Annotated in this window: 17 protein-coding genes; 3 read left to right on the top strand and 14 right to left on the bottom strand. The window is 26.7% G+C overall.

Annotated elements, in window-relative coordinates; genetic code table 11:
- Positions 1-8: 8 nt before the first annotated feature.
- The 4 genes from ARA19_RS08240 to ARA19_RS08225 form a co-directional block, all read right to left on the bottom strand.
- Positions 9-1,724 carry a glycoside hydrolase family 3 protein gene (locus ARA19_RS08240; protein WP_197276580.1) on the bottom strand — a complete coding sequence of 572 codons (1,716 nt, stop codon included), beginning with the start codon at positions 1,722-1,724 and terminating at the stop codon, positions 9-11.
- A gap of 314 nt (positions 1,725-2,038) precedes the next feature.
- Positions 2,039-4,528 carry a GH39 family glycosyl hydrolase gene (locus ARA19_RS08235; RefSeq protein WP_055070497.1) on the bottom strand — a complete coding sequence of 830 codons (2,490 nt, stop codon included), beginning with the start codon at positions 4,526-4,528 and terminating at the stop codon, positions 2,039-2,041.
- Between the two features lie 646 nt (positions 4,529-5,174).
- Complete coding sequence (locus ARA19_RS08230) at positions 5,175-6,539, bottom strand: MFS transporter (RefSeq protein ID WP_055070496.1); 1,365 nt, start codon at positions 6,537-6,539, stop codon at positions 5,175-5,177.
- A gap of 464 nt (positions 6,540-7,003) precedes the next feature.
- Positions 7,004-7,558, bottom strand: coding sequence for a helix-turn-helix domain-containing protein (locus ARA19_RS08225; protein WP_055070495.1), 555 nt, complete (start codon positions 7,556-7,558; stop codon positions 7,004-7,006).
- 220 nt (positions 7,559-7,778) lie between these two features.
- Here ARA19_RS08225 and ARA19_RS08220 point away from each other — a divergent pair, with 220 nt between their 5' ends.
- Positions 7,779-9,140, top strand: coding sequence for a D-serine ammonia-lyase (locus ARA19_RS08220; protein WP_055070494.1), 1,362 nt, complete (start codon positions 7,779-7,781; stop codon positions 9,138-9,140).
- Positions 9,141-9,304: 164 nt separating this feature from the next.
- Here ARA19_RS08220 and mgtE read toward each other — a convergent pair whose 3' ends face one another.
- Both mgtE and ARA19_RS08210 read right to left on the bottom strand, forming a co-directional pair.
- Complete coding sequence (gene mgtE / locus ARA19_RS08215) at positions 9,305-10,648, bottom strand: magnesium transporter (protein ID WP_055070493.1); 1,344 nt, start codon at positions 10,646-10,648, stop codon at positions 9,305-9,307.
- Between the two features lie 359 nt (positions 10,649-11,007).
- On the bottom strand, positions 11,008-11,658 hold the full coding sequence (locus tag ARA19_RS08210; RefSeq protein WP_055070492.1) for a hypothetical protein: 651 nt from the start codon (positions 11,656-11,658) through the stop codon (positions 11,008-11,010).
- Between the two features lie 262 nt (positions 11,659-11,920).
- Between ARA19_RS08210 and ARA19_RS08205 the strand changes: the two genes are divergently transcribed.
- Positions 11,921-12,487 (top strand): maltose acetyltransferase domain-containing protein, encoded by a 567-nt coding sequence (locus ARA19_RS08205; protein ID WP_055070491.1) that lies wholly within the window; start codon positions 11,921-11,923, stop codon positions 12,485-12,487.
- Between the two features lie 251 nt (positions 12,488-12,738).
- Here ARA19_RS08205 and ARA19_RS08200 read toward each other — a convergent pair whose 3' ends face one another.
- Together ARA19_RS08200 and fliB are read right to left on the bottom strand one after the other, a co-directional pair.
- A complete protein-coding gene (locus ARA19_RS08200; RefSeq protein WP_055070490.1) occupies positions 12,739-13,290 on the bottom strand; it encodes a hemerythrin domain-containing protein in 552 nt (183 codons plus the stop codon).
- Positions 13,291-13,521: 231 nt separating this feature from the next.
- Entirely contained in the window at positions 13,522-14,676 is a 1,155-nt protein-coding gene (gene fliB, locus ARA19_RS08195; RefSeq protein ID WP_055070489.1) for a flagellin lysine-N-methylase, read from the bottom strand.
- 427 nt (positions 14,677-15,103) lie between these two features.
- Here fliB and ARA19_RS08190 point away from each other — a divergent pair, with 427 nt between their 5' ends.
- A complete protein-coding gene (locus tag ARA19_RS08190; RefSeq protein ID WP_055070488.1) occupies positions 15,104-15,886 on the top strand; it encodes an EFR1 family ferrodoxin in 783 nt (260 codons plus the stop codon).
- A 277-nt stretch (positions 15,887-16,163) separates the two neighbouring features.
- Here ARA19_RS08190 and ARA19_RS08185 read toward each other — a convergent pair whose 3' ends face one another.
- From ARA19_RS08185 to ARA19_RS08160, 6 genes are all read right to left on the bottom strand, one after another.
- Complete coding sequence (locus ARA19_RS08185; protein WP_055070487.1) at positions 16,164-16,538, bottom strand: DUF956 family protein; 375 nt, start codon at positions 16,536-16,538, stop codon at positions 16,164-16,166.
- Between the two features lie 56 nt (positions 16,539-16,594).
- Positions 16,595-17,506 carry a PTS system mannose/fructose/sorbose family transporter subunit IID gene (locus ARA19_RS08180; RefSeq protein WP_055070486.1) on the bottom strand — a complete coding sequence of 304 codons (912 nt, stop codon included), beginning with the start codon at positions 17,504-17,506 and terminating at the stop codon, positions 16,595-16,597.
- 19 nt (positions 17,507-17,525) lie between these two features.
- A complete protein-coding gene (locus ARA19_RS08175) occupies positions 17,526-18,329 on the bottom strand; it encodes a PTS mannose/fructose/sorbose transporter subunit IIC (protein WP_055070485.1) in 804 nt (267 codons plus the stop codon).
- 25 nt (positions 18,330-18,354) lie between these two features.
- Positions 18,355-19,332: a mannose/fructose/sorbose PTS transporter subunit IIA gene (locus ARA19_RS08170; protein WP_055070484.1), complete on the bottom strand. Its 978-nt coding sequence runs from the start codon at positions 19,330-19,332 to the stop codon at positions 18,355-18,357.
- A 1,142-nt stretch (positions 19,333-20,474) separates the two neighbouring features.
- Entirely contained in the window at positions 20,475-21,791 is a 1,317-nt protein-coding gene (locus ARA19_RS08165; RefSeq protein ID WP_055070483.1) for a sensor histidine kinase, read from the bottom strand.
- Positions 21,784-22,461 carry a response regulator transcription factor gene (locus ARA19_RS08160; RefSeq protein ID WP_055070482.1) on the bottom strand — a complete coding sequence of 226 codons (678 nt, stop codon included), beginning with the start codon at positions 22,459-22,461 and terminating at the stop codon, positions 21,784-21,786. The genes ARA19_RS08165 and ARA19_RS08160 overlap by 8 nt, the downstream gene beginning before the upstream one ends.
- Positions 22,462-22,602 lie beyond the last annotated feature (141 nt).

Genomic DNA, 22,602 nt, shown 5'->3' with positions numbered 1-22,602 from the left:
GTTACATTTTATAATCTCGTATCCCACATACCACAGAATGGGTCTACTGGATTTTGACCTTTAAACTCACTTCTTCCCATTAATTTTTCAAACAGTTCATCTAATACCACATCTGAACTATGATAAGTATTTATAAATGTTTTTACACGAGGTACATCTATTAAATGATATGGATTTTCCACTGATATAAATATTGTAGGTACTTTTTCCATGTATATAGGTACATTAGCTCCCATTGGCTGATCCCACTCTATCCTTACTATAGTTTGGTTACTTTTAGTAGCTAGATTTGAAACATAAATTATTAAATCATATTTTCCAACTACTGATGAAAATGGTGCAACCATTCCTTCAAATCCTTCACCAGGACTAAATATATCTACTTCAAATCCTTCTCTTTCTAATTTATCTTTTACTAGTTTATCTACCCCTTCTCTAGCTCCATAAAATTCACCTGTACTACTTCCTATATAGTATAAAAGAACTTTTTTGAATTTATCAGGAGATATAGGTAATACACCTTTTTCCTCTTTTACTAAAGTTACAGATTTATCCGCACACTCTTTTGACCATTCTAAATGTTTTTTATTTGCAACTATTTTCTTTGCATTTTCAAGAGTTGGTAAAAGCTTATTTTCTTCTTTTTTAGTGTGAAGCTTTAATGATGCTTTAAGCCCAAGTACTTTTGTTACTGCATCATCTAAACGTTCACTTGTAATTATACCGTCTTCTACCCCTTTTCTCATGAACTTATAATCTTCTTCTAAGTTACGAGTAAATAGGAACATATCACATCCTGCGGCTATTGCCTGTGGTACAGCTTTTTCTCTTGGCATAGGAATTATCATACCAGCCATAGTAGATGCATCTGTAACTACTAAGCCATTGAAGTTTAATTTTTCTTTTAATAATCCTGTAACTAATTCTTGTGCTAAAGATGCTGGTAATATTTCTTTATCTTCTAACTGTGGGTTTAATTTTTTAGAATATGCAGGTTGCATTATATGACCTATCATTACAGTCTTTGCTCCTGCTTCTATTGATGCTTTGTATGCTTCTCCATAAGTTTTATCCCATTCTTCACAACTCATGCTGTTTATTGAAGTTACTAAATGCTGATCTCTTTCATCCATTCCATCTCCAGGGAAATGCTTTATAGATGCTGCCATATCATACTTTTGAACTGCTTTAACATATTCAGCTCCCATATTTTTTACTATTTCAGGGTTAGACCCAAATGTTCTTGTGTTTGTAATTGGATTTCTAAAGTTATAATCTATATCTATTATTGGTGCAAATGCCCAGTTAAGCCCCACTGCTGAACCTTCTGCTCCACAAACATCACCTAATCTATATCCTTGAGTATAGTCATTAGTTGCACCTACTTCCATAGGAGACCCAAAACTTGTTCCTTCTAAAACTCCTCCATTTCCACCTTTTTCTAAGTTTGCAGCTATTAACATTGGTATTTGAGAATTTTCTTGTAGAAATCTATTCGCTTCTATAACTTGCTCTAGCGGCATAGGTCTACACATTATTCCTCCTGGCTTAACTGTATCTAATAAATTTTTAAGATATTCTTTATCATCTGAGTAAGCTATTAAGCAAAATATTTGTCCTATTTTTTCATCTAAAGTCATGTTGTTTAATGTATTCTCTACCCAAGCAACATCTTTATCATTTAAGAAAAACGGTTTCTCTTTAAGTTTACTTAATCTATCCATCAAAATTCCCCCTAGTAATTATCTAATTTATAATTTAATTTTAAACGTTTTACATATCAATTACCTTTGACTTTTTTATCTAAATACTGTACATTTTTGTCCTATTATTTCTCTTGTTATAATAAAAAACTATCTCTAAATATAATTTGCTAATAATCTTTTTGATTTTATTAGTAAATTTATTCTGAGATAGTTTCTTAATTAAACATCTTATTCTAATTTAATTTTTTACTAACTTTAACTCCATAATTATAAAGTTATTATCTTAGTTAAAGTTTCATATTTTATTATTATCTTTAGTATTCACAAATTAATTATTGCAAACTATTTATCTCAAGTAATACTATTTCATGAGGTTGTAGTATTTTACTTATTTTATATGAATTTTTTATATTTTCATTTTTTCTTGTATAGCTTGGATAAGATCTACTTTTTAAATACTCTATTTCTTCTTGTGCTAAATATTTTTGAGCTCCAATTTCAACCCAAGCGTCAAAAGAGCTTCCATTATTTCTATTTACTCTGTATTCCTTTATTTCATAATCTCCAGCATCTATATTTTCCAATATAAAATTAAACTCTTTAGCGTTATCATTTTTAAATACACTATATCTATCTTCCTGTGTCATTTTAGATGTATCCATAGATAAATATAATTTATCAAAATGACAATAGTTATATATAATTATTTGATAACCCTTACTACTTCTAGTTATATAATGACCTTCCCCCTTATCTATCAAAACATTCCCTAGCTTAGCTAATAAATAAAATGCATTATATGCCGCTTTTTTTATTGAGTTCATGGTTATTAATCCTATACCGCCATGATACTCATCTTCTGGTAATGGCAACTCTTCTATAAAATCACTAACAACCCAGTATGCCAAAGACTCTGTGCTATCCATATTCTCTACTATATTCTTTACTATGAATGCAGATTTGTAACAAGTATCATGAGTCAATTCTCTATGACTAGGTGAAGAATTCCATTCTGTTATATATATTTTCATATCTTTTTTACTTATCTTCTTTACTTTCTCATTTAGTTTTTCTATATAATTGTGTAAAAAATTCTCATCTTCAGGAAGTCTTCCCTTTTCACTTAGTGAATTAATATCAATTTCTTTTATATCTTTATCAACAATATAGGTATAACTATGACTATATACAAAATCAGGCTCTATATTTTTACTAGAATAGAAATCATAAAAATCTTGATACCATTTATAACTTCCATCACATATAAAGTTCATACCTGGCGCTCCAACTTTTATATCTTTAGATATAGATTTTATAGTATTATAAGTATTTTCAAATAAACTATAATAATCATTAACCTCTTTGAAACCAAAAAAATTAACTATTTCAGGTTCATTCCACACCTCAAAATACCAAGTTTTAACTTCCTTTAATCCATATCTATTTATACAATGATTTATAAATGATTCTATAAGGATATTCCACTTATTTATATCTTTAGGAGGACTTATTATTGTTGCTCTATCAAATATTCGATTTTGTTCTTTAGCTAATTTACTAGGCATAAATCCCAATTCAATAAATGGCTTAAGATTAATACTATCTAAAAAATTAAATAACTTATCTATCTCTGAAAAATCCAATATTATATTTCCTCTATTATCTTCATCATAAACCTTCATTTCATCATCAAATATACCATGGAACCTTATATACTTAAATCCAATTTCTTTTTGAATCATTTTTAATTGATTTTGAATATCTTTATGTAGTCCATCTTTCGCCCTACCTATTGTAGTTAACAGTTTCCAATTATGATTTATATTTTCTTTCTTTTTATTTAAATCAATCTTTATATCACTTTTAGCACTTACCATCTTATCATTACAATATTCTTTTATATCTAAATATTTAAATAATGAAGTATATTTTTTATCTTCATCTATTTTTACATAATTAAAACTTTCATTATTCACTCTCATTTTTTTTAAATTAGTTTTTACTTTTTTTCTATATGAGTTAGGAGTTTGCCCATAGTTTTCTTTGAATAAATTAAAGAATGTTTTCTCATTATTGAATCCATTATTAAGAGCTATTTCTGTTATTGATAAATCACTGTAAATTAAATCTTTTACAGCATGCTCTAATCTAATACTGCTTAAATATAAGTGGAAGTTTTTCCCTATATATTTTCTAAAAAACTTAGATAAATACGCATTAGAAAGGTATTCTTTTTCTGCCAAACTACTAAGGCTTATATCTTCTTTGTAGTTTAAATCTATATATTGTATAATTCGTTTTAATCTTTCTGAATACTTATTACCACGTTTATTGTATAAATTATTTTTCACTTTAAAATTTCTACATAATATATAGATTAATTCAAATACCAAAGATTGTATCTTAATCTCGCAATCCTCTTCATCTTTACTATAAGTCCACATAGTCTTAGCTAGTATTTTTCTAATCTCATCTACAATATATTTATCTTTATCTTTTAATAACACTGACTTACAATTAAATTTTATATTTTCTATATCTTCATAATAAGTTTTTATAAAATCTATAGGAATTTGAAGTGCTAAAATTATATTATTATCATTAGAACTTATTGTATGCACTTCATTTGCATTGATTACTATAACATCTTCTTGACTTAAATAATATACCTTATCATCTATAACAACACTTACATTTCCTTTTAAAACAAATAAAATCTCTAAGCTCTCATGCCAGTGATTTTGTACATAGTTAACACTATGAATAAATATATTCATCTGCATTTTGCTATTAAATTTAATAGTTTCATAAATAGACCCCATATAATATCTCCCTTATTATTGTATATACTTCTATCCACTAATTTCTTATGTCTATCTTTTAAGATATAATATCCTTTAATAATATATTATACCAATTAGTTTACAAATTTCAATAATTTTACATTTTATTTAAATACATAACTTTTTCTTATATTTAATTTATTTCTCTTCTTTCAATTTAAAATATACTTACTTTTCATTTAGCCTTCAAGAAATTTGTAACTAAATCACTAAAATATTAATAGTATCTAATTAAATTGTAGGCTATATAATTCAAATAATAATTATAAAAATATATTTTGAATGAAAAAGTGGCTGTCTCATAATAGAACGATTTTCCATATCCTAACAGAAGATAGAGAATTTTAAATGATATCATGCTGTTTAAAGAAAAAGAGACTGTCTCAAAGTGGAATAAAATTCCTACTTAGAGATAATCCCTTTTTCATAGATTTCAATTATGAAGATTATTTGTAACAATCATATTTATGATTTATTTTTCTCTTTAGACAAATAATAATTTTTATAAGAACTTCTTTCAGATTTATTTATAATTTTTAAGCATAATACTACTTAATCTATCAGTTCTATTTATTTTTTATCTTTTTTAAATATTTTAATATATTAATTATCTATAATTTTATTTCTATTTTACTAAACTTCTTTTTAATCTTAGTTCTTCTATTACTTTTCTATATATATCATCCAATTTATAGAATTGAGCTATTATTATTATTGCTATTGAAATAATAATCGGTATCCAAATATAGTTTACGTTTATTGCATTAATTGCACTTTGTGTTTGAACCGCATTGGGAACATATCCTCCCCTTGATAAAATAAATGTAGATAATGAAGCTGATACTGCCATTCCTAGTTTTACCATAAATCCACCTAAAGCAAATAACATCCCTTGAGATCTTATACCTGTTTTCCATTCCCCGTAATCAACTGTTTCTGCAGACATTACAAATGTTATTCCTATAGCAATTCCATAACCTATTGCTGATATTACACTATTTACAATTACTAAAGAAACATTAAACTTACTTAAATATATTCCTAAATTACCTATTATTACAAATATACATCCTAATATAATACAATTTCTTTTACCTATCTTTTTTGCTAGACTTGGTATTACTAATGCTATAGGTATAGCAACCAAAGATGATATTGATAATAAAACAGGTACTATAGAAGCATTTTTTAAGTAATACTGTGCATAGTACATTGTAGATTGAGTTTTCATCATCATACTTGTAAACATCAAGAAAGACATAATACTTAAAACTACCCATGGTTGATTTGTTTTTATAACACTCCAAGTATCTTTTAATGATATTTTATCTTTTTTAGAAATAACACGTTCTTTCGTGCCTAAAAAACAAAGAATAATTAATATACTTCCAACTATACCATAAATCATTACTGTAGTTGAAAATCCTTTTAATTCATTTCCTTGTCCTAAAAATGCTACTAATCCTAAAGTGCATCCTGCAACAATAAACTGACCTATAGACGCCCCTAAAGACTTAAACATATTGAATGAAAGTCTTTCATTTTCATCATCAGTTAAACTTGACATCATTGTTGAATAAGGAATATTTACGGCTGTATAAAGCACACAAAATGCTATATAAGTTACAAATGCATATATCACTTTTCCCTGTTGAGTAGTATCTGGTGAGAAAAATGTTAATGCTCCCACTATCCCAAATGGTATTGCCATCCACAATAGATATGGTCTTGCTTTACCATACTTACTATTAGTTCTATCAATAATTGCTCCCATCATTGGATCTGTTATTGCATCTACAATTCTAGCTAATAACATTATAGTCCCAACTACTGCAATTCCTATACCTGCTACATCTGTATAAAAATACATTAAATATGATGTAGAAAGAGTAAATAGTAAGTTTGATGCTAAGTCACCAAATCCATAAGTTACTTTTTCTTTTAAAGATATCTTTTCTTTTTCATTAATTATACCTTCATTTAACTCCATAAAATTTCCCTCTCTTCATAATAACGTTTTCATAAGTAATTTTATTATAAATATCAAAACTTTTCCTAACATTTAATGACTTAATACCTGTATATTTTTGACATTTATCATTTTATATAACTTAGACATTTATAGTTGTTTAATCCACGTTTCTCCTAAAAAAATTGATAAATGATTTTAGACTTTAAAATTCATCGTGTAGTTCAGTATCTTTTAAACAATTAATTTCTTTAAAAAATGAGGTAATTTTAAATAAAAATGAGATAGTTAATTTTTTAACCATGTTGTAGAATATAGTCATAAGCTTGGTTGTTAAAAAGTAACTAGCTTCTAAAATGCTAGTTACTTTATTCTCAACATAGAAATTTAATTTAAGATTTAAAATGTTTCAAACAACAACAACATAATAATATAAGTCACTCATAAGGAAAAGACTACTGCTGCACTCAGTAGTCTTTTTTTCTTTAGAAAGATGGTGGTGTTATAGCAAATACTACTTCACAATCAACATCACTATCATTTTCCCACTTATGATTCGAATATGGAGGTATTTTAACACTGTCTCCGCAATTTAATTCAATTATATCATCTAACAAATATAATTTTACTTTTCCCTTTGTAACATAAGCCACCTCTTCACCTTTGTGATTAAAAAGCTCTTTAGAAGATGACTCTCTAGGAGATATTTTCATAAGCATAAATTCAATATCTCCCTTTGTATCCGGGGTTAGTAGTTCATAGACAAAACTCTCCTCCGCTGAAAATATTATTTTATTACGCCTATCCTTTCTAACAACTAAATCTTCTGTTTGAATATCACTTATAAAAAAATTAAATAATGGTACATTTAAAGCAGTTGAAATTTGCTTCAAAGTATTAATAGATGGATTTGCTGTACCTTTTTCTATTTGACTTAATAATGATGGAGTAGCACCTATTAATTCAGCTAATTCTTTTATCGTTAACCCCTTACTTTTTCTATATAGAGCAATATTTTTTGATATATCTACTTCATTCATTTAAAATTACCTCATTTATTCATATTTTAAATAATTATATCAATATAGAGTATATTGTGCAATTTTATTAAATTTAATTTAATTATTTGAATTATAATTAAATCAAATTGACTGTAATAAAAATCCATGTTACTATCTTATTAAATAATATTTAATTTTTATCAGATAAATTAATTATTATTTAATAAGAACTGAAATAAATTATATAAGGTGGTTAATTATGATTAATTCTATGGTATTAAACAAAGAAATTTCAAATTGGATAGAAGAATATCCATTATTAAAAAATATAATAGCTTTAGAAGAGTCTTTATGGATAAATCCAAAGTATAGTAAATTTAACGTAGGCATGGAAAACATTTCACTTTCTATGACAGATGTTAAAGACGCTGAAGAAAGATTAAATAGATTTGCACCATACATAGCTAAAGTATTCCCAGAGACTCAAATAGATAATGGTATAATTGAATCTCCTATAGTAAGAATAGATAATATGAAAGTTGAATTAGAAAAAATTTGTAATGAAAATTTACCTGGAAATTTACTATTAAAATGTGATAGTCATCTTAAAGTTTCAGGATCTATAAAAGCTAGAGGTGGGTTTTACGAAGTACTAAAGCACGCTGAAGATTTAGCATTAGAGCACAATATACTTAATATAAATGAAGATTATAAAAAATTAGATAGTGATGAAATTCGTCAATTCTTCTCAAAATATTCTGTAGTAGTTGGATCAACTGGAAACCTAGGTCTTAGTATCGGTATAATGAGCGCTAAATTAGGATTTAAAGTTACCGTTCATATGTCTGCTGATGCAAGGCAATGGAAAAAAGACCTTTTAAGAAGTAAAGGTGTTGAAGTTATAGAGTATGAATCAGATTATAGCAAAGCTGTTGAAGAAGGCAGAAAACAATCTAAAGCAGATTCTAATAGTTACTTTGTAGATGATGAAAACTCTAAGAACTTGTTCCTAGGATATTCAGTTGCAGCTTCAAGACTAGATAAACAATTAAAGTCCATGTCAATTAAAGTAGATGATAATAATCCACTATTCGTATATTTACCTTGTGGTGTTGGTGGTGGCCCTGGTGGAATTGCTTTTGGTCTTAAGCTTCTTTATAAGGACAATGTCCATTTCTTCTTTGCTGAACCAACACACTCTCCATGTATGCTTATAGGCTCTATGACTGGTGAACATGATAAAGTATCTGTTCAAGACTTCGGCATAGATAATATAACTGCTGCTGATGGATTAGCTGTTGGTAGAGCATCAGGTTTTGTTGGTAAAACATTAGAAAAATTAATGAGTGGATGTTATTCTGTTGAAGACGAAAATATGTACAAACTTCTAACCAAAATGGCTGACAGTGAAAAAATATTCTTAGAACCTTCAGCTCTAGCTGGTATTCCTGGTATTGTTAAAATACTTACATCTAAAGAAGGTAAAGAATACTTAAAGATAAATAACCTTGAAGATAAATTAAAAAATATAACTCATATAGCTTGGGCAACTGGTGGAAGTATGGTACCTGAAAATATTATGGATGAATATTACAACAAAGGTCTTTCATTACTAAAATAATTAATACGCTTTTTAAATATACCTAAAAAACACTATAAACTTTAAATATTAAAGAGGGGCTTTATAGAAAATGGCCCCTTTAATAATAACCATATGCTCTCAAACAATATGAAATAAAAAAATGATGAACTTAGAATAATTTCTTCTAAATTCATCATTAATAATCAAATAAGATGTTCTATTAAAACAGTTGCAAAGCCTAGGAAGAAAAAGAATCCTAAAACATCAGTAAATGTTGTGACAAATACTGAAGAAGCTAAAGCTGGGTCAACTTTAATTTTCTTTAAAAATAATGGAACTAAGTATCCTGCTATAGTTGCAACTATCATATTTAATAACATTGCAACTCCTATTACTAATCCAAATATAAACTTACCTTCCCATATATACCCTATCAATCCAATTATAATTCCTATGGATGTCCCTGTAAAAATTCCTACTCCAATTTCTTTAAAAAATACTTTTTTCATATTTTTAAAATTAAGTTCTCCAAGGGCTAACCCTCTAACTATTATTGTTAAAGTTTGCGTTCCAGCATTACCACCCATACCAGCAACTATAGGCATGAATGTGGCTAAAGCTACTACTTTTTGAATAGTTCCCTCAAATATTCCAACTACTGATGAAGCTAAAATGGCTGTAAATAAGTTAATTATAAGCCATGGCAATCTACTTTTAACAGATTCTATTAAAGTTCCATCTACCTTTTCACCTTCATCTACTCCACCTAAACGATGTATATCTTCTGTACTTTCATCTCTTAATATTTGCATAACATCATCAACAGTTACTATTCCAAGAAGTCTATTTGAATTATCAACTACAGGCATAGTTAAATAGCCATATTTCTCGAATCTATGTCCAACTTCTTCTTGATCTGTATTGAATAAAATTCCCTCGACTCTACTGTGGATAAGGTCTGATATTTTTGTATCAAAGCTTTTTGTTACAAGTTCCTTAAGAAAAATAACTCCCTTTAATTTATCAAGTTCATCTATAACATATAAATCATTAATATTTTCATTTTCTTCACCATAAATTTGTAAATACTCTAAAGTCTCTTTAACAGTCATATTTCCATTAATAGCAACAAATTCAGTTGCCATTATTCCAGCTGCTGTATCTGGGGCATAACTTAAAAGCCTACGTACAACTCTAGCATCCTCATCAGCCATTTTAGCTAGTATTTTATTTGCTTGTTCCTTTTCTAATTTTCCAAGCAAATCAGTTAATTCATCTGAAGACATCTCTTCAATTATGTTTTTTTGCTTATTTTCAGAAAACTCCATTAATATTTCATATTTTTCATCAACTTCTGCTTCATCTATAATATCTGCAATTATATCTTCTGGAAGTCTATATAATATGTCTTTTCTATCTTCAATATTTTCTCTAAGTACATCAAGAATATCCACTGGATGTATATTTTCCATATAGCTTACTATATTACTTTGTGGAGCATGTAATAAAAACTTTCTTAGTTCTTCTTTACTCATATTTAATTTCATAGCTATCCCCCTACTTCTTCCATAGGAAAAAACCATAGCTATAAAATAAACTATTGAAGTTATATGATAAATTGAATAAAATTTCTCTAAATCACATTAAATTCACTTATAGCCGTGGTATTAAAAACTAATTCCCCATATATTTCATAATTAATTTGCATATTTCCAAAGCTTCTACTCAGATACGGGTCCATAAATAATACCACCTCCAATAATCTCTTTATTCTCTACTTCTATGCTATTTAATAACTTTCCTTTTGTCAATAAAATTTACAGCATTGTAAAAATAATATAATAATTCTAGTATATTAAGTTTAATTATGGAATTTATTTTAAATAAGTAATTTAATGTAATCAATTTAAAGACCAAAAAATGAAGCTCCATCTCTTCTTAAAAATTCTAAAGCAGCTTGTAATGAATATGCATCTCCTACTAATTTTAATGTAAGTGATTTATTTACAAGTTCATTTGCTTCAAGAGAATAAGGAAATTCACCATTAAGCTTTTGATTATAAACAGTATCAAATCTTGCAAGTGCTACTTTAAGAAACATTAATCTAGCAATCATAGTTAATCTTACTGATAAAACAACTTGCTCATCTATTTTAATAGTCAATTCCTGCTGTTCTTGAGCACTTTTTTCTGCTCTATTGGAAATTAAATCAATAGCTTCTATAGTAGTAATATAAGAAAGATAATCACTATAAAAAATTAATAACATTGCATATTTCTCAATATTTAATAAATCTAAACTTTTTAAATCAGCTTCACTTATTCCAGTATTATTACTATTATTACTATTATTACTATTATTACTACTATTGTTATTACTAGTTTTATTACCACTCTTATTATTACTATCATTGTTGTTACTAGTTTTATTGCCACTACTATAATTACTATAATTACTATCATTGTTATTGTTATTTATATCATTTTTACTTTTTTCATTATTCCTATCTTTTTTTAAACTTTTCTTCGATTTATATTTTTTCTTACTTCTAGCCATAATTAAACCTAAATATATTGCTATTAGTTTATAATATTAAAATTAAAATTCCTTTGTTAATAAATATTAATTTAGTTCAATCATGTTACCTACTCAAAAAAATATCATCTAAAATCCATGAAATACAAGAAAATTATATAAATTTATCAATATATAAAAATTATCTAAAAAATAAAAACTAAAATATTGTATAATAGTAAAATAAATCAATATAATGTAAAATATAAACTAACTTTATAATTTAGTTAGGATGTGATTTATAATGAATAAAAAAACAGAATACCTAAAAACTGAAAAAGAAAAAATGTTAGCAGGTGAACTTTATTATGCTTCAGATTATCAATTACAGAAAGAACATGAATGGGCTCAAAATATTCTTCATGAATTTAATAATTCTACAGATATAAATAGAAATGAAATATTAAAAAACTTATTTGGTAAAACAGGTGAAAATTTTTGTATAAAGCCTACTTTTCATTGTGACTATGGATACAACATTTATGTAGGAGAAAATTTCTTTGCAAATTATGATTGTGTTATATTAGATGTTTGTAAAGTAACAATAGGAAACAATTGTATGATGGCCCCAAAAGTTTGTATATATACTGCAACTCATCCATTAGATTCAGAATTAAGAATATCAGGATTAGAATTTGGTAAGCCAGTAACTATTGGAAATAATGTTTGGCTTGGTGGGAGTTCAGTTATAACACCTGGGGTAACCATTGGAGATAATGTAGTTGTTGCGGCTGGTGCTGTAGTTGTAAAAGATGTTCCAAATAATGTAGTAGTTGGAGGAAATCCTGCCAAGATTATAAAATATTTATAATGAGCAACTATCTCTAAATTTAGATCTATTTTTTTACTAATCACTATTCTTAGAATTTTCTATATTTAAATAATATAATAAGTAAATTTTTACTTATTATAAAAAGGTAAAAAATATTTACCTTTAATCTTTTAGAAAAAAAATAATACTGGAATTTTTAATATTCCAGTATTATTCCAATAAAAACTATTGCTCGCTAAAAATTTTTAGTTTTATCTATATTTACGCAAATCATCTAAAAATGCTCTAATTTACTTAATATATTTATCTTCTAACTGTTTTAATATTTTTAAATATTTTTCTCTTGTAGCTTTATTTTCTTCTTCATAAACAACAAATTCTTCATTTATAGTGTTTATAACACTCTCATCTAATTCTCTTAAAGCAAATTTATATATAACATTATCTTCTTTATTTATATGTCTCTTTAATAGGTCAGTATAAGAAATCGCATTAGCAATAACATCTAATTTAGCTTCTTCATTTCCTGCTTTTAAGTTCTTAAGAGCTTCTTCAAGATTATTTATATACATTCTTCCTAAATCATGTTCAACTAACATTCCATATTTTATAGTTTTTTCACCTAATACTCCTAAATGTTCTACCATTCTATTAAAAAGCATTACCTCTTCTTTTCTGTGGTGATATGCATCAGCATATTCTCTTATGTATTCTATTATTAAAGCAAAATCATCGTAATTTACATCTTTTCCTTCTAATATTTGAAAACAAGCTCTTCTAACTACCTCAAGCATAGGCTCAATATTTCTATGTTCTCCCATCATTACTTCAACTGCTGTCATATTTTCTTCCTCCTACTATTTATTATTTATAATTAACTATGTTTTTCTAATCTTTATCTAAATTAAGTCTTAGTTTATTTTAATTACTTCTTATGTATATTATTATAATTAATTCTAAATAAAATTCCTGTAACTTAAGTTACAGGAATTAAATTATATTGCTTAATATATTAAAGCATATTTTCAAAATAAGTAATATTATAAAATAATTATCTATTTTTAAATTTACAATTAGTTATTCATTAATACAGTTATTATTTCATCAACTTCAAATATATCTTTAGTTTCAAAAATTTCTTGTAAATCTTCTATATTTTCTTCTGAATGTTCAATATCCTTAGAATACATATGACTTATATTAACCATATCCTCTTCAGTTAATTGTCCCTCTTCTATCCATTTTACTAATACTAATTCCCTAATCATTAAAGTACTAATTATTGCTAGTTTCATTTTTGCTGACATATCATAATCAAAAATAGCTTTCATAAAGTATCTAAATATAAAGTAATTTAATATATTCTCGAATTTATATAAGTTATCCTTATAATATTCATTGAATTCTTTTGATTTAGTAAAATAAAGTTCTTCCTTATCCTTAAAATACTTTAATGCATTATCTAGACCTAATGGGTCATTAGAATTAATATGCTTTATATCCTTATACACATTAAAATATCCATATATATTATTATACTTAAGGCTTTTCTTTCCTTTATATTCAACTAATTCTTTTATAATTTCCTTTAATAAATTTTCTTCCTTATATTCTTCTATGACATCCTTTATTTCATCCATATCACCTAAATCTATTTTATTTTGAATTTCCTTAACAAATTTAAGTGCTATGGCACATTTACTTTCTAAATCTAGTTCTTTACGTTCTATAATATTAAGAACAATATCTCTACACCCTAAAAAATCAGAAAGAACATCTTCACTAATGTCACTCTCTAAATCAGCTTCTTCCTCATTTTCACTTAATTCAAAAATAACTTTTTTATTTGACCTTAAAATTATTCTTGCAGCTTCTGGGCAAGATAAAGAAATTCCTACTTCTCTTAAATCCAAGAATTCCTCAGTATATCTTGGATATTGCTTACATGTATAACAAAGATAATCTTCTCCAAGCTCAGCATATATATCACAAAGTTTTTTCTCATTTAAAAAAGAACAATTTCCTTTATTTAGAAGAAAAATATTATTTCCATCTTCATCCTTAACTATTTTACTTCTTAAAATTTCTCCAAAGTCACCATTTACCTTTTTATAACGATTATTACTTTCCTCATCAATAACAATACTCCATCCAGCACAACATGTATCCTCGCACTCTGAAGCTATACACTTAAATTCATTAAAATAATTTGGTACTCTTACTTTCATCTTTTACATTGCTATCCATAAAATCTATATGCCTTACAGACTTATTGCAACTGACACCTCCATCATGTTCTTCATATAAATTAAAGCTTAATTCATATAGAGTTTTACCTCTAGTTGGATTTTAGTATTCTTTATCTTGTGACCTATGTCTATTTATCCCTATTTTATAAGAAACTTTGATATTACAGACACTAATCACCAGACAAAATAATCTTTAATTATCAATTTGTATTTTTCTTATGAATTTATCAAAGTAAATTTACAAATTAATTTTAATATTTATTTTTACTATCATCAAGTATTCACTACTTTATTTAAAAGTATTTGCAAAATATGTTCAAAAATAATGCATACTAACTATTTCTATTTGTATATTTATTATAGTAATTAAATTTAGAAAACTCGAATTAATTAAGGAGAAAATAACATGGATATAAAAAAAATTTCTACTGTATTTTTTAGTCCTACAAAATCAACTAAAAATATTCTTTCATTAATAGGAAAAGACTTTCCCTTACCATTAAATGAAATTGATATTACTCCACCTTCTACCATCACTAAAAATATTAAATTTTCTAATAATGAACTCGTAATCTTTGGAGTTCCTGTTTATGGAGGTAGAATTCCTAAACCTGCTGTTAAACGTATAAAAAATATTAAAGGTAATGCTACTCCAACACTACTTGTTGTGACTTATGGAAATAGAGACTATGATGATGCACTCCTAGAACTAAAAAATATTGTAGAGGAAAATGGATTTTTCTTAGTAGGTGCCGCTGCCTTTATTACAAAGCATTCTATTATGCACTCTGTAGCGCAAGGAAGACCTGATAGAAATGACCTAAAAGAGATAGAAAACTTTTCAAAAAAAGCTTTGAGGAAAATTCAAAATATCACTAATGTAAATGACCTTCCCTTAATAACTGTAAAAGGTAACTTTCCCTATAAAGAATACAATGGTATTCCATTGAAACCTCAAGGGACAAAAAAATGCATTAAATGTCTTAAATGCGTTGAAAACTGCCCTGTAAATGCAATTTCTAATGATACTCCTCATAGAACAAACAAAAACCTTTGTATTTCTTGTATGCGATGTGTTAAAATATGCCCTACTCATACAAGAAAATTAAATAAATTAATGCTTTCCATTGCAGAAAAGTCCTTTGCTAAGAAATATACTGAAAGGAAGGAACCTGAAATTTTTATTTAAGTTCCTTTTTAAATTTTTAATATTGATTGATAATAAAATTTAAATTATCTAAATTTTATTATTTAAATAATAAATAATTGTGGTTTATAGAAATATTTATAAAAAATAGAACAAATATAAAAGATCAAAATTAGAAAAGATTATTAATTTATATTTTTTAAACATAAAAATACTCCCCTTAAAGTAAATTCTAACAGTTCTTTTTTATCCTGCCTACCTTAAAGGGAGTACTTCATATATAACTTACAACACTAACGCCTTTAATATTTTCTACTAATTAATTATTCTTAATCACAGATTTTGCTGTTCGTTTGACAACATCAAAAAAACTTAAAGACTTAACCATATGATTAGGATCAACATATTTTCTAATAGTACGAAGTACTTGTTTTGGTTCTTTAGAAGAAAAAGAATAAGTACCATTCTTTTTAGTTTTTATTGCATATCGTGGAATCCACTTTCCTTTTAACATTACTGATGCAATAATATAATCTACCTCTTCCCAAGGAATTTGAATGAATTTCTGATAATTATTAGAATTATAAAATTCAAATCCTTTATCACCAATCATTATTTTCCCATAATCTGAAAGTCCAACAAAAGATGTCCCATCAACTACTAAATCAACTTTTGTATTAAGTGATTGAACCATACATTTCACCTCTTTTCTAAAGAATATTACAGCCTCTAGCTATCGGATAAAAAATATTACATTAATCCTATCAAATGTGCAACTATACCAATTACAAATAAAGAAAGAATAATAACAATTGGAGATACTTTCTTTTTAAGTAACCACATACAAATAAATGTTAATACCAATCCTGCAAGTCCAGGAATCAATGAATCTAAATTATTTTGTAAAGTTGTAACTTTATCAGGAGTTAATGATAATCCAGCTGCTTGTTGTAATAAAGCTTCCTTAATACCATTTGCTCCAGCAGGAAGACTACTCCAATCAATATAAGCACCTTTACTTAACTGCACAGATGATACTACTGGTGTAAATTTAATAGATACCCATCTATTAACTAATGCACCTAAGATAAACATACCAAGTATAGATGCTCCTTTTGTAATATCTTGTAATAAATTACCTGATAAGTCTTCTGTAATACGGGAACCTGCTTTGTAACCAAATTCTTGTGTATACCAAGTAAATGCCATACGAACAATATTCCAACCTAAGAAAAATATAATTGGTCCTAATATACTACCACTCATAGCAAGCGAAGCACCTAATGCTCCTAATATAGGTCTAACAGTGAACCAAAAAACAGGATCTCCGATACCTGCTAAAGGCCCCATCATACCAACTTTAACTCCCTGAATAGTTACATCATCTACAGGAGCTCCATTTGCACGCTCTTCTTCTAATGCTAATGTCACCCCAATAATAGGTGATGCTACATATGGGTGCGTATTAAAAAACTCTAAATGTCTTGTTAATGCAGCTGCTCTATCTTCTTTAGTTTTATATAATTTTTTAATTGCAGGAATTAATGAAAATGCCCAACCACCATTTTGCATTCTTTCATAGTTCCAAGATCCTTGAATGAAAAATGAACGCCACCAAATAGAAAGACGATCTTTTTTTGTTAGTTTTAAATCTTTTTTCATTTTCCTTTTATCCCCCTTCTTAATATTTGTCAATAATATCGCCTATTGGATCTCCCATATTTGATCCACCATTACCTGAACCACCCTTTTTAGTAAGTGCTAAATAAATAAAAGCTAAAGATACACCAATTATTCCTAATCCTATAAGTGTAAGTTGAGGAATAGTCGCTAGTACAAAACCAATTGCAAAGAATGGCCATACTTCTTTAGTCGCCATCATATTAATTACCATTGCATAACCAACAGCAACAACCATTCCACCACCTATTGCTAAACCATCTGTTAACCAAGCTGGCATTGAAGTAAGTAATGTACGAATAGGTCCAGCACCTATTACTAATATTAATGCAGCTGGAAGAGCTATACGTACACCTTGCATACAAATAGCAATAATATGCCACATTTCAACTTTTCTTATATTTCCTTCTTTAGCGGCAGCATCCATAAAATGTGCAAATGCTGTAGCGATTGTACGACAAATAATTGTTAGTAATAATCCTGCAACTGCTAGTGGAATTGCTATAGCAATTGATGAAGAAACCCCTGCTTTTCCTTCTCCACTAAGAACTAGAATAATAGCGGCTGCAACAGATGCTAAGGCTGCATCAGGTGCTACAGCAGCACCTATATTTGCCCAACCTAAGGCAATCATTTGAAGACTACCACCTAAGATTAAACATGGCATTAAATTTCCTGTAACTAATCCGATTAAAGTACACGCAACTAAAGGTTGTTGGAATTGGAATTCATCTAGAATACCTCCTACGCCAGCTAAAAATGCAATAATAATAACTAATATTATTTGAATTATATTTAAATCCACTATTAACCCTCCCTTACTTAATTTATTATTTTAATTTATTTAATTCCTCTTGTGCCTTTTTTAGAATTTCATCCATATTTCCCTTTGAATCACTTGGAACCTTACGAACATCAAAATCCAATCCATTTTCTTTAAGTTTATTAAAAGTATTAATATTTTCTTGATTGAAAGCAAGTACTTTATTTGGTTGAACTTTACCTGGAGAATGTGCCATAGAACCAACATTAATTGTTTTTATAGGGACTCCTCCTTCTACTGCTCTAAGTAAATCTTCTGGATTTTCAAAAAGAAGTAATGCACGTTGTCCACCGAAATGTTTATCATCTTTTGAAAGTTTAATCATTTGGCTAACTGGAACAGTATGAGCTTTAACTCCTGGAGGAGCTGCTTGTTGAATTAATTTTTTACGAAGTTCATCTTTAGCTACATCATCTGATACAACAATAATTCTTGTTGGCTTCACAGCTTTTGTCCAAGCAGTTGCTACTTGTCCATGAAGTAAACGTGAATCAATACGAGCTAAAACATATTCAAAGGATCCTGGTACACCTACATTAGATTGTTGAATAGAATCTATAGAAGATTTATTTGAATCTACAGGTTCTAATGATTCTGGCTTAGCTTTAACTCCTTCTCTAGATGTTTTTATAATATTAGTGGCAATTTCTTGTGCTGATTCCATTGAAAAACGAGAAGCATAAGCTTCAATAACCATTGGTAGATTCATACCAGCTACTATTGCCCACTTATCTTTATATTCTTCGACTAGACTATCTGCTTGATTAAATGGTGTTCCTCCCCAGAGATCAACTAAAAATAAAACTTCATCTTGATTGTCGAAGGATGCAACTGCTTCTTTCATTTTTGCTTTAATATCATCTGGTCCTTCACTAGGCATCAATGTAACCGCTTGTACATTCTCCTGTTCTCCAAAAATCATTGTAGCTGATTGTAAAATTCCTTTAGCAAACTCTCCATGACTTGCAAGAATAATTCCTACCATTATATACCTCCTACTTTAATTTGTAATATAAAATTTATAAACAAGTTTCAAAAAGCTTATATTAATTAAAATTAATAATTATAACTTTCATATTAAAAATAACCCTAAGTCTAATCAACTAAAATATTAAATATTAATTATTCTCTCTCCTTAAAGTTAACGTTTACATAGAGGGTAATTTTTAATTCAGACTTATTTATTTAACTAGTCTGATATTACACCTAAAACTATTCTAAAAAATAATATTACAATACAACATAAAAAATTTATTACATTTGTACTATCACCAAGTTTTCTATATACTTACATATTTTTAATAAATTTTTATTAATTCAATATTATTGCTTTTAACTTACTGTTAAAATAAAAGCTATATTATTTTATTTTTGCTTATCAATACCGACATAAAATCGCCCCCTTAAAACTTATTTTTATCTTACCAATAGAATACTTTTTTTAACACTAAATCACAAATTTATTATTTTTAAAATAATTTAAAAATAATTCTTAATAAATTATTTTTATCATTAAAATAAACTAAAAAACGCTAAAATAATATATTTTTATTTATATTAATAATAATTTACCAAATCACTTTATCCATTTGTTAACATTTCTTTAACTCAAAAACAATAACTTATATAAGGAATAATACCATTTATTTATTATGTATAATTCTAATTTTATTAATTGCACTTATTTCAATATAACCATTAAAATATATAATATTAAATAATTCTAAAAAGGTTATTTATATAATATTTTCAATTATAAATAATTAATTTCTTTATCTTGTATATTTAGTAAATTATCTTTAATTTAGAATTATTATATAAACATTGATCCATAAAAATTTAATAATTAATATATTTTTTACCTAATTCCTTTGAAAATTCAACTTATTTTTCTTTATTTAAAACTTAAATACAATAAACATTTTTTTAATATAAAAACTAAATCATCCTTCATAAATTCACCAAAATTTAATCTTAATTTTTATAAAAAACTCCAGATAAAGAATTAAATCTTATCTGAAGTTAACATAACATTCTCTAATAGCTAAAAGTTATATTTTTTTATTTAAATTCATGGCTTATTTTAGTTTTTTATTTTCTTAATTATCACATTCTTTTAAATAAAAATTACTCATAAGGTAAACTTACTAATATTTCAGTATACTTTCCTAATTCACTATCTATGTGTATTTCACCTTTTGATATATCAATTATCCTTTTGCAAATAGATAATCCTAATCCATAGCCTTCACTTTTTCTAGAACTATCCCCTTGAAAAAATTTATGAAACACTCTCATTTTAGTCTCTTCATTCATTCCACAACCATAATCTTTTATTTTTACAAATGCATATTCTGAGTTTTTATAACAATGTATATGAATTTCACTATTTTCCTCTGAAAACTTTATAGCATTATTAATTATGTTTATCCATAACTGCATTAAGTACTCTTCTTTTCCATAATAGGACATACTCTGCAAATCTAAATCAAAGGATATATTTTTGTGAGTCCATTCTTTTTCTAGAAGTATAATAGTTTTTCTAATCTGCTCGTCTAAGAAAAACTTTTTATTGTCTTTAAAGTTATCTATATTATCAAGCTTTGAAAGTGTTAATATATTAGATGATAATTCTGATAATCTATTAACTTCGTCAGTTATAATATTTAAATACTCTATCCTTTCCTCTTCTGATAGCTTGGTATTTTTAAGTATAGTTGCAAATCCTCCTATAGCTGCTATTGGTGTTTTAAATTCATGAGATACATTATTTATAAAATCACTTTGCATATATTCTATATTCTTTAACTCCTTAGCCATAGAATTAAATTTTTCAACAAGCATACCTACTTCATCATTGCTTTTAATATCAATATTTACATCAAAATTACCAGAAGATATTTCACTTGTTGCCTCTGCTAACTTTTCAATTGGTTTTGTCATCCTTCTTATTACTAAGCTTGTTATAATTGAACAAATCAATATATTAATAAATAATCCTATTTTATTTACCCCAATTATAATGTGTTCTATTTCTGAATAATGCTTTAATTCTACTGTAATATAATCATTATTAATTTTTCCTATGACTTTTGCTCGAGGTCTTCTAGTTACTAAATATATTAGTTTCCCTTCTTCAATAAGCTTGTCTTTCTGAGCTTCTGTTAGATTTAATTCATCTATATCTCTATTTATAGTTAATCTATACCCTAGCCCATCATATATCTTTATTAAGTTATCTAATTTTTCTTTATAGTTTTTAGATTTTGTTACTTCAGAAATTATTATTTCATATCTATTGAATAATACTTCTTCTATTTTTTCATCTATGTAGGGAGCTACTATAAGAAAAGATAGTATATTCCCTATTATAATAGATATAATAAGAGCTACTAAAAACTTAAATTTTATAGTATTTCTTAACCTTCTAGAACAATTAATCATTTTCTTTTACCGCCTTATAGCCAAGCCCTCTTACTGTCACTATATCAAATTCATTATAATGCGAAAATTTTTCTCTTAATCTACTTATATGAACATTTACTGTTTGCTCATCACTTTTTACATCCATTCCCCATATCTCGTCCATTAATTGAATTCGTGTAAATATCTTATTAGGATAACTAAGTAACTTATATAATAAATAAAATTCCTTTTGTGGAAGTTCTATTTGTTCATCTCCCCTTGTAACTGTCAACTTATCATAATCAAGGACAACATCTCCTATAGTTAATTTATGTTCATTATTTATATTTGCCCTTCTAAGTAAAGCTTTTACTCTCATTAATAATTCTTCTAAATCTATAGGCTTTACCATATAGTCATCAATGCCTAGTTTGAATCCTAATATTTTATCTTCCTTAGCTTCTTTTGCTGTAACTATGAGTATTGGTAAATTACTATATATTTCTCGTAATTCCTCTATAAGTTCAAAACCATCCATATTAGGCATCATAATATCACATATTACTAAATCTATCATGCTGTTATTTATTATATTTAATGCTTCAAGTCCATCTGTTGCATTATAAGTTTTATAGCCATTATGACTTAGATATACATCAATTAATTTTCTTAGTTTATTATTATCCTCAACTATTAATATTTTTACCATAATGTCCCCCTAAATTAATATATGATAAAATTTTACTATATTTTGTAACTAATATTAATATCCTTTTATAAAAATAAACAGAAATAGTTCAAATAATAAATCAAAATACAAAAGGGATATACCTGTAATTTCGATATATCC

Source organism: Clostridium massiliamazoniense (assembly GCF_001403635.1).
GTDB classification, from domain to species: Bacteria; Bacillota; Clostridia; order Clostridiales; family Clostridiaceae; genus Sarcina; species Sarcina massiliamazoniense.
The sequence above is the reverse complement of the archived record's forward strand: the minus strand, read 5'-3'. Positions and strand labels throughout refer to the sequence as shown.

Coding starts and splice junctions, on each gene's coding strand:
- ARA19_RS08160 (WP_055070482.1), bottom strand. CDS start 22,461: ATGGTAAAAATATTAATAGTTGAGGATAATAATAAACTAAGAAAATTA.
- ARA19_RS08180 (WP_055070486.1), bottom strand. CDS start 17,506: ATGAAAAAAGATTTAAAACTAACAAAAAAAGATCGTCTTTCTATTTGG.
- ARA19_RS08190 (WP_055070488.1), top strand. CDS start 15,104: ATGGATATAAAAAAAATTTCTACTGTATTTTTTAGTCCTACAAAATCA.
- fliB (WP_055070489.1), bottom strand. CDS start 14,676: ATGAAAGTAAGAGTACCAAATTATTTTAATGAATTTAAGTGTATAGCT.
- ARA19_RS08170 (WP_055070484.1), bottom strand. CDS start 19,332: ATGGTAGGAATTATTCTTGCAAGTCATGGAGAGTTTGCTAAAGGAATT.
- ARA19_RS08230 (WP_055070496.1), bottom strand. CDS start 6,539: ATGGAGTTAAATGAAGGTATAATTAATGAAAAAGAAAAGATATCTTTA.
- ARA19_RS08165 (WP_055070483.1), bottom strand. CDS start 21,791: ATGATTAATTGTTCTAGAAGGTTAAGAAATACTATAAAATTTAAGTTT.
- ARA19_RS08235 (WP_055070497.1), bottom strand. CDS start 4,528: ATGGGGTCTATTTATGAAACTATTAAATTTAATAGCAAAATGCAGATG.
- ARA19_RS08185 (WP_055070487.1), bottom strand. CDS start 16,538: ATGGTTCAATCACTTAATACAAAAGTTGATTTAGTAGTTGATGGGACA.
- mgtE (WP_055070493.1), bottom strand. CDS start 10,648: ATGAAATTAAATATGAGTAAAGAAGAACTAAGAAAGTTTTTATTACAT.
- ARA19_RS08200 (WP_055070490.1), bottom strand. CDS start 13,290: ATGACAGCAGTTGAAGTAATGATGGGAGAACATAGAAATATTGAGCCT.
- ARA19_RS08220 (WP_055070494.1), top strand. CDS start 7,779: ATGATTAATTCTATGGTATTAAACAAAGAAATTTCAAATTGGATAGAA.
- ARA19_RS08205 (WP_055070491.1), top strand. CDS start 11,921: ATGAATAAAAAAACAGAATACCTAAAAACTGAAAAAGAAAAAATGTTA.
- ARA19_RS08210 (WP_055070492.1), bottom strand. CDS start 11,658: ATGGCTAGAAGTAAGAAAAAATATAAATCGAAGAAAAGTTTAAAAAAA.
- ARA19_RS08240 (WP_197276580.1), bottom strand. CDS start 1,724: ATGGATAGATTAAGTAAACTTAAAGAGAAACCGTTTTTCTTAAATGAT.
- ARA19_RS08225 (WP_055070495.1), bottom strand. CDS start 7,558: ATGAATGAAGTAGATATATCAAAAAATATTGCTCTATATAGAAAAAGT.